Genomic DNA, 12,014 nt, shown 5'->3' with positions numbered 1-12,014 from the left:
CCGCCCTACTTCTGCTGCGCGTTGTCCTGGGCCTCGGCGTAGACCTGGAGGTCGGAGAGCACGGTCTTGGGGTCGTCGTGCACGGCCTTGCCGATGTCCGCCTTCACCTTGCCGCTGACCGGGCCCCAGGAGGTCTTGTCGACCGGGTAGAAGACCGCGTCGGGCAGCAGGTCGAGGAACTGGACGAGGTCCTTGTCCTTCGGGTCCTTGCGCATCGCCTGGGAGGCGGTGGTGGTCACCGGCAGCAGCCCGTACTCGTTGAGGAACTTGACGGTGTTCTTCTCCTGGTACACGTACTGCAGGAACTTGCCGTCCGCTTCCTTGTTGCCGTTCTGCTTGAAGGCCATCATCCAGTCGGCGACGCCGAGGGTGTCGGTGCTCTCGCCGAGCCGGCCGGGCAGCGGCGCCACGCCGACGTCGATGTGCTTGGCCTTGGCCTGCGCGAGCAGCGTCGGGTGGCCGTTGATCATGCCGGCCCTGCCGGCCAGGAAGGCGTCGAAGGTGTCCTGGCGGTTGGTCTTGGCCGGGTCGGCCGGGCCGACCAGGCCCTTGTCCACCAGGTTGTCCTTCAGCCAGCTGAAGGCGTCGACGTTCGGCCCGGCGTCGAAGGTGTAGTTGCCGACCGTGTCGGTGAAGCCGCCGGAGTTGCCCAGCATCCACATCAGGCTCTCGGCCTGCGCCTCCTCGGTGCCCAGCGGCAGCCCGTAGGGGACCTTGACGCCGTCCTGCTTCAGCAGCTTGGCGTCGTGGGCCAGTTCGGTCCACGTCTCGGGGGCCTTGGTGATGCCGGCGTCGCCGAAGAGCTTCTTGTTGTAGAAGAACATCCGGGAGCTGGACACCCACGGGATGCCGAACTGGGTGCGGTCCACCGAGCCGGCGGCGACCATCGAGGGGATGAAGTCGGCCTGCTCGCTGACCGTGAAGAGGTCGTCGGCGCTGTAGAGCTGGTCCGCGGCGGCGTAGGCGGCGTAGGAGCCGATCTGCGCGATGTCGGGGGCCTTGCCCTGCTTGACCATCTTGGTGACGTCGTTGTCGACGTCGACCCAGTTGACGACCTGCACGTCGACCTTGATGTGCGGGTTCTGCTGCTCGAAGGCGGCGACCAGGTCGTCCCAGTACGTCTGGGAGCTGTTGCCGGTCTTGGGGTCGCCGTAGTCGGCGGCCACCATGTGCAGCGTGACGTCCTTGCTGAGCGGGTTGCTGCCGCCGCAGGCGCTGAGGGTGGTCACTGCCAGGACCGACGTGACGCCGGCCGCTGCCAATGAGAGAAGTCGTCGCCGCTGCACCGTTCCTACCGCCCTTTGCGTACTGCTGTGTGCCGGCGCCGTGCTCTCGCATCGTCCGCCCGGAAAGCCACGAGTCTTCCGCACACCTTTAGCCAAGGTCTACACCATGAGTGATATCCGTTCGGCATCGGGGGGCGTTCGATCTTTCCCGGCCGAGTGGACTAGACCTTTACCATGGTCAGACGCGACACTGTTCCCGTGAGACATGTCATCGCCCTCGATGTGGGCGGCACCGGGATGAAGGCAGCCCTCGTCGCGTCCGACGGCACGCTGCTGCACCAGGCGCGCCGCCCGACCGGCCGCGAGCGCGGTCCCGACGCCGTGGTGGCCGCGATCCTCGACTTCGCCGCCGACCTGCGCGACCACGGCCTGCGGGAGCACGGCGAACCCGCCGCCGCGGCCGGCGTCGCGGTGCCCGGCATCGTCGACTCCGCGAACGGCATCGCCGCCTACGCCGCCAACCTGGGCTGGAAGGACGTCCCGCTGCGCGCGCTGCTCTCCGAGCGGCTCGACGGGGTCCCGGTGGCGCTGGGGCACGACGTGCGCACCGGGGGCCTCGCCGAAGGCCGGATCGGCGCAGGCAACGGCGCCGACCGCTTCCTGTTCCTGCCGCTGGGCACCGGCATCGCCGGCGCCATCGGCATCGAGGGACGCATCGAGGCGGGCGCCCACGGCTACGCGGGCGAGATCGGCCACATCGTGGTCCGCCCCGGCGGCCGCGAGTGCGGCTGCGGACAGCACGGCTGCCTGGAGGCATACGCCTCGGCCGGCGCGGTCTCCCGCACCTGGGCCGCCGCCAGCGGCGACCCGCGGGCCGACGCCGCCGCCTGCGCGCTGGCCGTCGAGCAGGGCGACGCGCGGGCCGTCGAGGTCTGGCGCGAGGCGATCGACGCGCTGGCCGACGGCCTGGTCACCGGACTCACCCTGCTCGACCCCCGGGTACTGATCATCGGGGGCGGCCTCGCCGAGGCCGGCGACACCCTCTTCGGCCCGCTGCGCGCCGCCGTCGAGGCCCGCATCACCTTCCAGAAGCTCCCCCTCATCGTCCCCGCCGCGCTCGGGGACACCGCTGGATGCCTGGGCGCCGGCCTGCTCGCCTGGGATCTGATCTCCGTGGAGGTAACCGCGTGATGGCCCCCGTAACGACAACACAGCGCACCGTGCTCACGGGCGCCCGGGTGGTGCTGCCGTCAGGCGTGGTGGAGGGCGGCCGGATCACGGTCGAGGGCTCCCGGATCGCGGCGAACGAGCAGACCGAGCAGGTCACGCACGACCTCGCGGGCCAGGGGTACACGATCGTGCCCGGCTTCGTGGACATCCACAACCACGGCGGCGGCGGCGCGTCCTTCACCTCCGGCACCGCCGAGGACATCCTCACCGGCGTGCGCACCCACCGCGAGCACGGCACCACCACGGTGGTCGCCTCCACCGTCACCCACACCCTCGACTACCTCGCCGGCCGCGCCGGCCTGCTCTCCGAACTCGTCGAGCAGGGCGACCTGGCCGGCATCCACTTCGAGGGCCCGTTCATCTCGCCGTGCCGCAAGGGCGCCCACGACGAGGGCCTGCTGCGCCACCCCGACCCGTCCGACGTGCGCAAGCTCGTCGAGGCGGGCCGCGGCGCCGCCAAGATGGTCACCCTCGCCGCCGAACTGCCCGGCGGCATCGAGTCGGTGCGGATGCTCGCCGACCTCGGCGTGATCGCCGCGATCGGCCACACCGACGCCAGCTACGAGCAGACCCTTGAGGCGATCGACGCCGGCGCGACCGTCGCCACCCACCTGTTCAACGCGATGCCGCCGCTGCAGCACCGCGAGCCGGGCCCGATCGCGGCCCTGCTGGAGGACGAGCGGGTCACCGTCGAGCTGATCAACGACGGCACCCACCTGCACCCCGCGGTGCTCGAACTCGCCTTCGGCAGCGCGGGCGCCGGCCGCGTCGCCTTCATCACCGACGCGATGGACGCGGCCGGCTTCGGGGACGGGATGTACGACCTCGGGCCGATGCGGGTCGAGGTGCGCGACGGCGTGGCCCGGCTCGTCGAGGGCGGCTCCATCGCGGGCTCGACGCTCACCCTGGACACGGCGTTCAAGCGGGCCGTCACCCTGGACCGGCTGTCGCTCGCCGACACCGTCGCGGCGATCTCCGCCAACCCGGCCCGGCTGCTCGGCCTGGACGACCGGATCGGCTCGCTGGAGCCCGGCAAGGACGCGGACCTGGTGGTGCTCGACGAGTCCTGGGACCTGGTCGGCGTGATGCGCAGGGGCGAATGGGTCGTCAGGCCCTCCTGACCGCGGGTCAGGCGCCGCCGGCACCGCGGCGCCCCGCACGCGTATCGGGCGAGATCGCCCCGGTTCGTTCAACAGGCGGGTAAAAGGTGGTCGGTCCGCTCTGGGCCGACCGCCTTTGTTTTGCCATCATCGACAGGTGATCATCACCGTCACGCTGAACGCCGCGCTCGATGTGACCTACCGGGTCCCCTCGCTGCGCCCGCACGCCACCCACCGGGTCGTCGACACCATCGAGCGTCCCGGCGGCAAGGGACTCAACGTCGCCCGCGTCCTGGCGGCGCTCGGCCACCGCACCGCCGTCACCGGCTTCGCCGGCGGCCCGGCGGGCGGGGAGCTGCGCCGCCTGCTGGCCGCGGTGCCCCGCGCCGACCTGCTGACCGACGCGCTGGTGCCCATCGCCGGCGCCACCCGCCGCACCGTCGGCGTGGTGGACATCGCCGGCGGCGACACCACGATGTTCAACGAGCCGGGCCCGACCGTCGGGCCCGCCGAGTGGGCGTCCTTCCTCGACGTCTACCGCGGGCTGCTGACCTCCGGGGACGCCCGGGGGGTGGCGCTGTGCGGCAGCCTGCCGCCGGGCCTGCCGGTCGGCGCCTACGCGGAGCTGGTGCGCGAGGCGCGCACCGCCGGCGTGTACGTACTGCTGGACACCAGCGGCGAGCCGCTGCGCCGCGGCCTGGCCGCCCGCCCCGACCTGATCAAGCCGAACGCCGAGGAACTGACCTGGCTCACCGGCTTCTCCGACCCCGCACGGGCGGCAAGGGACGCGCGGCGGCGCGGGGCTCGCGCGGTGGCCGCCTCGCTCGGCGCGCAGGGCATCCTGGCGCTCGACGAGACCGGCGGCTGGCAGGCCGCGCCGCCGGGCAGCCTGTCGGGCAACCCGACCGGCGCGGGGGACTCGGCGGTCGCCGGACTGCTCTCAGGGCTCGCCGAGGGCCTGCCCTGGCCGGAGCGGCTGGCCCGCGCGGTGGCGCTGTCCGCGGCGACCGTGGTGGCGCCGGCGGCCGGCGAGTACGACCGCGAGACGTACGAGAAGCTGCTGCCGCGCGTGCAGGTGACCGCGGCGGCCCCGTAGCCGCCCCGGCGCCCGGCGGGGCTACTTCGTGACCTGGCCCTGCTTCAGCCACACCTGGTCGAGGTTGACACCGCAGTTCGAGCCGGGCAGGCAGGTCAGCGCGATGGTGTTCGCGCCCTTCTTCAGCGTCACCCACGCGTAGGTGTGGTTGTCCCACGCCTTCGCCCAGTCGGTGTACGGCGGCTGGCCGTAGTTCTTCAGGTTGACCTGGTCGGTGCGCGGCTTGCCGTTGATCGTCAGCGCGAGGTTGGCGTCCTGGCCGGCGTTGCCGTAGCTGATGAAGAACGTGTAGTCGTCGTCGGACGGCACGGTGACCGTCCACAGCGCCGAGGCGCCGGGCGAGCCCATGTGGTCGACGTAGGTGCCGCCCGCCGCGTCCGCGCCGGTCCACTGGTTGCTCTTCGCCGCGCCGCCCGCCAGGGTCAGCGTCGACGCGTCGACCGGCCCCGAGTCGAAGTCCGAGGGCGTCGCGGACGGCGTCGGGCTGTCGCTCGGCGTGGTCTGGGTGGCCGGGGCGCTCGTGGGAGTGCTGCCGCCCGCCTTGTCGTTCTTGTCGCCCGAGCCGTTCGTCATCGCGAAGGCGATGCCGACGGCGACCGCCGCGACCACCGCGACCGCGGCGATCAGCAGGCCCTTGCGGTTGGGCGTGTCGGGCTGCTGGCCGCCGCCGCGCCGCCCTCCGCCGCCGCCGGCCGGCGGCGGCGTGTCGTAGCCCTGCGGCTGCTGCGGGTACTGCTGGGTGGCGCCGCCGCCGTACTGCTGCTGGCGCTGGTCGTAGCCCTGCTGCGGGGGCTGCTGCTGTTGCTGCGGGGGGTAGCCGTACCCGCCCTGCGGGCTGCGGCGCTCGCCGACCCGCTGCACCTGGTGGTACGAGGTGCGGGGCTGGCCGTACGGCTGCTGGTACGGCGCGGTCGGCTGCCCGCCGGCCGGGTCCGGCTGCTCGCCGCCCTCGGACCGGTAGAGATACGCGAACGGGTCGTCGTTCTCCGGGGTGCCGTCGTGTCCGGCCGTCATCCGCTGTCCACTCCCTCGTACTGCCATGCCTCCCGCGACCCTACCCGGCCCGGGAGTCCCACCGTACGGACTGTGGACGCTCCGGCAGGTCAGCGCGGTTCCGCTGTGACCGGTTCCACCCCGGATGTCACGTACGGTTGGCGCCGTGGACGAACAGTGGTCGCCCTGGCGTCAGGCGATGCAGCGGGCGCTGTACGGCCCCGACGGCTTCTTCGTACGGGAACGGCCGGCCCGGCACTTCCGCACCTCGGTGCACGCGTCGCCGCTCTACGCCAAGGCCGTCGCCGGCCTCCTGCTGCGGGTCGACGCCGCGCTGGGCCGACCGGACGTGCTCGACTTCACCGACATGGGGGCCGGCGGCGGGGAGCTGGCCGCCGCCGTGCTCGCCGCGCTGCCGGCCGAGGCCGGCGCCCGGGTACGGGTGCACGCCGTCGAGCGCGCGCCGCGCCCGCCCGGCCTCGACCCCCGCGTGCGCTGGACCGCGCGGCTGCCCCGGGGGCTGCGCGGCCTGCTCTTCGCCAACGAATGGCTCGACAACGTGCCGCTGGACGTCGCCGCGCTGTCCCCCGCCGGGCGGCTCCACTACGTCGAGGTCCACGCCGCCACCGGCGCTGAGCGGCTCGGGGCGCCGCTCAGCGAGCAGGACGCGGCGTGGGTCGCGCGGTGGTGGCCGCTGAGCGGGCCTGACGCCCGCGCGGAGATCGGGGCGAGCCGTGACCTGGCCTGGGCGCAGGCCGTCGCCGCGCTCGACGCGGGGGTGGCCGTCGCCGTGGACTACGCCCACACGGGGGCGGCGCGGCCGCCGGAGGGGACGCTCACCGGGTATCGGGGCGGGCGGCAGGTCGCGCCCGTGCCGGACGGAGGCTGCGATCTCACCGCCCACGTCGCGGTGGACGCCCTCCCGGGCACGGTCCGCACCCAGCGTGCGGCGCTCCACGCCCTCGGCGTCAACGGCGCGCGCCCCCCGCTCGCCCTCGCGTCCACCGACCCCGCCGGCTACGTCCGCGGCCTCGCCGCCGCCTCCGCCGCCGCCGAGCTGACCGCCCGCGGCGGCCTCGGCGACTTCGCGTGGCTCGCCACGCCGGTCACCCCCACCTGCGCCGCCCTCCTCCCCCCGGGCCCCTGACCCACCCCTTACCGGTGGCCCGGCCGGGCCACGACAGGCCCAGCCCCCTCGGGCCGGTGACCACGTCCAGCCCGCCGGCGGCTGGCCGCGCCGTTCCCCGCGCCCCTCAAAACCCGGGCTCCGCCCGGACCCCAGCGCCACCGGCCGGTGCGGCCGGGCCACGACAGGCCCAGCCCCCTGGGGCCGATGACCACGTCCAGCCCGCCGACGGCTGGCCGCGCCGTTCCCCGCGCCCCTCAAAACCCGGGCTCCGCCCGGACCCCAGCGCCACCGGCCGGCCCGGCCGGGCCACGACAGGCCCAGCCCCCTCGGGCCGGTGACCACGTCCAGCCCGCCGACGGCTGGCCGCGCCGTTCCCCGCGCCCCTCAAAACCCGGGCTGGTCCCGGCGGCGCTGGAGGAACGGGGGCGAGCCCGGCGCTTCCTCCCGCCCCCCGAGGACGACCCCCGCCCCCGGGTCAGGCCGCGCCGAGCGCCGCGAGGGCCTCGCGTTCGAGCTCCGGGGGGAGGCCGACCGGGGGGCGGTCGGGGCGGTGCGGGGGCGGGGAGGTGAGGGAGCTGAGCCAGCTCCAGGTGTCCGCGACGGTGTCCCGCACCGGCCGGCACACCAGCCCTGCGCCGAGAGCCTTCCCCACGTCCCCGCCGTGCATCGTCTCGTGGTCCTCCCCCGGCGGCATCCACACCGGCAACTGCGTCCACGGCTCGATCCCCGCCCCGAGCACGACCTCCGGCGGCGCCCAGCGCAGCACCGCGTCCGACCCGGTGGCCCGCACGCACTCCTCCAGCAGCTCACCCATCGTGGTGTGGCCGGGCGGGCTGACCACGTTGTAGGCCCCGCCAAGCCCCGCGGCGACCGCGTCGAGCGTCCACCCGGCGAGGTCCCGCGCGTCGATGTACTGGAGCGGCAGCTCCCACGGCCCCGGCGCGAGCACCTCACCGCCACGCGCGATCCGGCCGAGCCACCACGGCAGCCGCCCCACGTTCTCGTCCGGTCCGAGGATGAGCCCAGCGCGCACCAGCAGCGCCCGGTCCCCGTAGACCCGCTGCGCGGCCACCTCACCGCCGCGCTTGACCGCCGCGTAGTCCTCCCCGTCCGCGCCGACCACCGGCGCACTCTCGTCGAGCGGCGCCGGGGTCGGGTAGCCGTACACCGACCGGCTGGACACGTACGCGTACGCCCCGGTCCTGCCGTGCAGCATCCGCGCGGTGTCGCGCACCGCGCCGGGCGCCGCGGACCACGTGTCGACGACCGCGTCCCAGCGGCCCTCGTCGAGCGCCGTGAGACCGGCGGCCCCGCCGGTGCGGTCCCCGGTGAGCACCCGCGCCCCCTCCGGCGCGGCATGCCGGCCGCGGTGGAAGACCGTCACCTTCCAGCCGCGCTCCAGCGCGGCCTTCACCACCGCGCGCCCCACGAATTCCGTCCCGCCCAGCACCAGAAGATCCATGGCCTCACCCTTCCCGGCCGCGCTCCCCGGCGAAAGCCCGTTCCGCCGAGGGCGATTGCGCCCAGGGCGTAGCAGCCGGGCCGGGCCTGAGAGGATGACCCCATGACGGAGACCACGATCGGGGTCGGCGGGGCCGCCGAGAGCACCGACATGGTGCTCAACATCGGCCCGCAGCACCCCGCCACCCACGGCGTCCTGCGCCTGCGCCTGGTGCTCGACGGCGAGCGCATCCGCAGCGCCGAGCCGATCGTCGGGTACATGCACCGCGGCGCGGAGAAGCTCTTCGAGGCGCGCGACTACCGGCAGATCGTGATGCTCGCCAACCGGCACGACTGGCTCTCGGCGTTCTCCAACGAGCTGGGCGTGGTGCTGGCGGTGGAGCGGATGCTCGGCATGGAGGTGCCGGAGCGCGCGGTGTGGACCAGGACCCTGCTGGCCGAGCTGAACCGGGTGCTGAACCACCTGATGTTCCTCGGCTCGTACCCGCTGGAGCTGGGCGGGATCACGCCGATCTTCTACGCGTTCACCGAACGCGAGGAGCTGCAGCACGTGATGGAGGAGGTCTCCGGCGGCCGGATGCACTACATGTTCAACCGGGTCGGCGGCCTGAAGGAGGACCTGCCGAACGGCTGGACCGGGCGGGCCCGCGCCTGCGTGGCGGCGCTGCGCTCCCGGATGGGCCGCTTCGACGACCTGGTCCTGGGCAACGAGATCTTCCGCGCCCGCACCCGCGGCGTCGGCGTGCTCTCCCGCGCCGACGTGCACGCCTTCGGGGTGAGCGGCCCGATCGCACGGGCCGCCGGCGTCGACTTCGACCTGCGCCGGGACGAGCCGTACCTGGCGTACGGGGAGCTGGCCGGCACGCTGCGGGTGGCCGGCCGCACCGAGGGCGACTGCCTGGCCCGCTTCGAGGTGCTGCTGGAGCAGACCCGCAACTCCCTGGAGCTGGCCGACGCGTGCCTGGACCGGCTGGCCGAGCTGCCGCCGGGGCCGGTCAACCAGCGGCTGCCGAAGGTGCTGAAGGCCCCCGAGGGCCACACCTACGCCTGGACCGAGAACCCGCTCGGCCTCAACGGCTACTACCTGGTGTCCAAGGGCGAGAAGACCCCGTACCGGCTGAAGCTGCGCTCGGCGTCGTTCAACAACATCCAGGCGCTGACCGTGCTGCTGCCCGGCACCCTGGTCGCGGACATGGTCGCGATCCTGGGGTCGATGTTCTTCGTGGTGGGCGACGTCGACAAGTGAGGCCGGCGGCGGGCGTCACGCCTGGGCGCGCAGCTCCGTGACGTCGAGCTGCTCGGTCTCGTCGTGCGCGGTGAGGTCGATGACCTCCGCGTCCGCGGCCAGTGGCACCGGGCTCTCGGGGCGCCCGCCCTCCGGGCCGGCCTCGTGGGCCGCCCCGTGGCCGCCCTGGCCCTCGTGGCCGTGCTCGCGGCCCTGCTCGTCGCCGGCCGCCCGCTGGGTGCCGAAGAAGTCGAAGCCGCCGATCGCGCGGTGGCCCGCCGGGTGCCCCGAGGGGCGCTGCGCGTACGGCAGCACCGCCGCCGCGACGGCCGGCACCAGCCGGGGCTCGCGCACCGGCAGCGCGGCGGGGGCGCCGGACGCGTGCCTGCCCTGCCGCTCCTCGGCCGCGGCCGCCTCGCGCCGCCTGGCCTCCTCCACGGTGCGCTGCGCCTGCTGCCTGGCCGCGTTGCGCGGCAGGTCCCGCAGCGCCTGCGCGGCCCTGAGGTAGGCGGCGGCGCCGACCGGCGCCGGGCCGCTGGTGATCTCCAGCCGCGCCTGCGCCGCGTTGCCTTCGAGCTGCAGCCTGCGGCGTGCCTCCAGCGCCCGCGCCCGCTCGCTCTCCGCGGTGGCGTAGCGCCGCAGCAGCTCGGCGTGCTCGGTGCGCAGCCTGGCCAGTTCCGCGCGCTTGCTGCGGAGCTTCTTCTCCAGCCGGCCGCGGATCTCCCGCGACTCCTCCAGGTCCGTCTCGATCTCGGCGATGCGCTCGTCGGCGTGCCATTCGTCGCGCACCCGGGCGGCGTTCAGCTCGGCGACGCTGCGGCCCGCGGAACGGTCCCAGCGGCGCGCGAGCGCCGCGCCGGCGCCCGCGGTGAGCGCGGCGGCGACGACCAGCCCGCGCAGCGCCGCCGTATCACCGGCGAAGAGGGCGGCCACGGCGAGGGCCGCGGCGGATGCCGCCACGGTCAGCGGGGGCAGCATCCGGTGCAAGGGCTGCGAATGGCGGTGGCGTCCACGGGGCATGGCCAGAAATTTAGCGTGCGCGGGCCCGTTGTGGGGCAGCGGGGGCCTTAATTTTCGGGGGGTTTGGCCCCAGTCGGCCGGCTGGGGCACCCAGGTCCTTCAGGACGCCACGGTACGTGGCGGCGCGGTCACCGCAGGTGCGCCGCGGCGGCGGGCGGCGCGGGTACCGTCGGGCGGCCGTCCGGCGGGGTGACCGGAAGGCCGGCGGCGCGCCACGCCTGGAACCCGCCGTCGACGTCGGTGGCCCGGTGCAGGCCGAGCGCGTGCAGCGAGAGCGCGGCGAGCGAGGAGGCGTAGCCCTCGTTGCAGAGCACGACCACCCGCAGGTCGTGGCCGGTGGCCTCGGCGACGCGGTGGCTGCCCTGCGGGTCGAGCCGCCACTCCAGTTCGTTGCGCTCGACGATCACCGCGCCGGGGATGGTGCCGTCGCGGTCGCGGAGCGCGGCGTAGCGGATGTCGACCAGCAGCGTGCCGCCGTCCGAGGCGGCCGCGGCCGCCTCGGCGGGCGTCAGCCGGGTCAGCCGGGTGCGGACCGCGGCCAGGTGGTCGTCGATCGACTGCGGCGGTATGTCCGTGCCGGCCATCACCACTCCTCGGGGCGTTCGACCATTTCGAGACGGAAGGTGCTGCCCTTGCGGCTGTAGCGGCGGATCAGCGGCAGCGGCGGGTAGTAGGCGTGCACGGAGACCGCGTGGCCGGTCGGCGAACGGTTCTCGACCTGGTGCACGTGGTTGCGGCCGAAGGCGCGTCCCGCGCCCTCGGGCAGCACGCGCTGCCGGTCCAGGCCGTCGGCGAGTTCGAGGGAGCGCCAGCCCTCGCTGGGCAGCGGCACGGCGAGCGACTGCTCGGTCAGCTCGCCGGCGGCGGTCACGAAGACGCCGTACGAGCCGCCGTGGTCGTGCCATCCGGTCTCGGCGCCGGGCGGCCAGCCGATCAGCCAGGCCTCGGCACCGCCCGGACCGTCCAGGCGCACCCAGGTGCGGCCTTCCGGGTCGAGCGGGAGTTCGCCGACCAGGGATCGGTCGGCGGCCACCGAACGGGCGAAGTCGAGCAGTTCGGAAGCGGTGGGGGCGGTGGTGGGGGCGGGTACGGTCGACAAGGGTTACCACCCTGGGGTGTCGTCGTGAACGGTGGGCCTGAGACGCGCGTCAGCGCGCGGCCGTACACACGCAGCCCGCGTAGCGGAGGAGGTCCAGGTGGACCCTCCGGTGCAGGCGGAGCGTGACTGCGTTCACGCTCCGGACTGAACCATGACCTCACCGGCCAGGTCAAGCCGACTCCCCCGGGCTGGCGCCCGGACCGCCCCGCGCGTCACGCCCCTCCCCCGGGCTGGCGCCCACCTTGCGCCGGGCGCCACGCCCCCTCAGGGGCGCGGGGAACGGCGCGAGCAACCACCCACCGGCCGGTGGCCCGGCAGCGACCGCAACCGCCCCACCGGGCCGGTGACGACGCACAGCCCTCGCCGCGGCCGAAAACCCCGGGCCGCGCCCGGAACGCGCCGCGCCCTGCCAGGGGCGCGGGGAACGGCGCGAGC

At 74.7% G+C, this 12,014-nt stretch carries 11 protein-coding genes; 5 read left to right on the top strand and 6 right to left on the bottom strand.

What is annotated here, in order from left to right; genetic code table 11:
- Positions 1-5: 5 nt before the first annotated feature.
- A complete protein-coding gene (locus V2S66_RS33165; protein ID WP_330800605.1) occupies positions 6-1,229 on the bottom strand; it encodes an extracellular solute-binding protein in 1,224 nt (407 codons plus the stop codon).
- Between the two features lie 255 nt (positions 1,230-1,484).
- Here V2S66_RS33165 and V2S66_RS33160 point away from each other — a divergent pair, with 255 nt between their 5' ends.
- The 3 genes from V2S66_RS33160 (at position 1,485) to V2S66_RS33150 (ending at position 4,652) form a co-directional block, all read left to right on the top strand.
- Positions 1,485-2,417, top strand: a complete 933-nt coding sequence (locus V2S66_RS33160) for an ROK family protein (protein WP_330800603.1) — start codon at positions 1,485-1,487, stop codon at positions 2,415-2,417.
- Positions 2,417-3,577, top strand: a complete 1,161-nt coding sequence (gene nagA, locus V2S66_RS33155) for an N-acetylglucosamine-6-phosphate deacetylase (protein ID WP_330800601.1) — start codon at positions 2,417-2,419, stop codon at positions 3,575-3,577. The genes V2S66_RS33160 and nagA overlap by 1 nt, the downstream gene beginning before the upstream one ends.
- A 136-nt stretch (positions 3,578-3,713) precedes the next feature.
- Positions 3,714-4,652, top strand: coding sequence for a 1-phosphofructokinase family hexose kinase (locus V2S66_RS33150; protein WP_330800600.1), 939 nt, complete (start codon positions 3,714-3,716; stop codon positions 4,650-4,652).
- A gap of 21 nt (positions 4,653-4,673) precedes the next feature.
- Here the strand turns inward: V2S66_RS33150 and V2S66_RS33145 are convergent, their stop codons facing one another.
- Positions 4,674-5,666 carry a carbohydrate-binding protein gene (locus V2S66_RS33145; RefSeq protein ID WP_330800598.1) on the bottom strand — a complete coding sequence of 331 codons (993 nt, stop codon included), beginning with the start codon at positions 5,664-5,666 and terminating at the stop codon, positions 4,674-4,676.
- A 178-nt stretch (positions 5,667-5,844) separates the two neighbouring features.
- Between V2S66_RS33145 and V2S66_RS33140 the strand changes: the two genes are divergently transcribed.
- Positions 5,845-6,792, top strand: a complete 948-nt coding sequence (locus tag V2S66_RS33140; RefSeq protein ID WP_330800671.1) for an SAM-dependent methyltransferase — start codon at positions 5,845-5,847, stop codon at positions 6,790-6,792.
- A 457-nt stretch (positions 6,793-7,249) separates the two neighbouring features.
- On the opposite strand, the gene V2S66_RS33135 is transcribed toward V2S66_RS33140, so the two are convergent.
- Positions 7,250-8,236, bottom strand: coding sequence for an NAD-dependent epimerase/dehydratase family protein (locus V2S66_RS33135; RefSeq protein ID WP_330800596.1), 987 nt, complete (start codon positions 8,234-8,236; stop codon positions 7,250-7,252).
- Positions 8,237-8,338: 102 nt separating this feature from the next.
- Between V2S66_RS33135 and V2S66_RS33130 the strand changes: the two genes are divergently transcribed.
- On the top strand, positions 8,339-9,481 hold the full coding sequence (locus V2S66_RS33130) for an NADH-quinone oxidoreductase subunit D (RefSeq protein ID WP_330800594.1): 1,143 nt from the start codon (positions 8,339-8,341) through the stop codon (positions 9,479-9,481).
- A gap of 15 nt (positions 9,482-9,496) precedes the next feature.
- Here the strand turns inward: V2S66_RS33130 and V2S66_RS33125 are convergent, their stop codons facing one another.
- The 3 genes from V2S66_RS33125 to V2S66_RS33115 form a co-directional block, all read right to left on the bottom strand.
- Positions 9,497-10,480 carry a hypothetical protein gene (locus tag V2S66_RS33125; RefSeq protein ID WP_330800593.1) on the bottom strand — a complete coding sequence of 328 codons (984 nt, stop codon included), beginning with the start codon at positions 10,478-10,480 and terminating at the stop codon, positions 9,497-9,499.
- Positions 10,481-10,608: 128 nt separating this feature from the next.
- Positions 10,609-11,064, bottom strand: a complete 456-nt coding sequence (locus V2S66_RS33120) for a rhodanese-like domain-containing protein (RefSeq protein WP_413966539.1) — start codon at positions 11,062-11,064, stop codon at positions 10,609-10,611.
- Positions 11,064-11,579 carry a cupin domain-containing protein gene (locus tag V2S66_RS33115; RefSeq protein WP_330800589.1) on the bottom strand — a complete coding sequence of 172 codons (516 nt, stop codon included), beginning with the start codon at positions 11,577-11,579 and terminating at the stop codon, positions 11,064-11,066. Before V2S66_RS33115 ends, V2S66_RS33120 begins: the two co-directional genes overlap by 1 nt.
- Between the last annotated feature and the right edge of the window lie 435 nt (positions 11,580-12,014).

Source organism: Actinacidiphila polyblastidii, from assembly GCF_036353415.1.
GTDB classification, from domain to species: Bacteria; Actinomycetota; Actinomycetes; order Streptomycetales; family Streptomycetaceae; genus Actinacidiphila; species Actinacidiphila polyblastidii.
The sequence above is the reverse complement of the archived record's forward strand: the minus strand, read 5'-3'. Positions and strand labels throughout refer to the sequence as shown.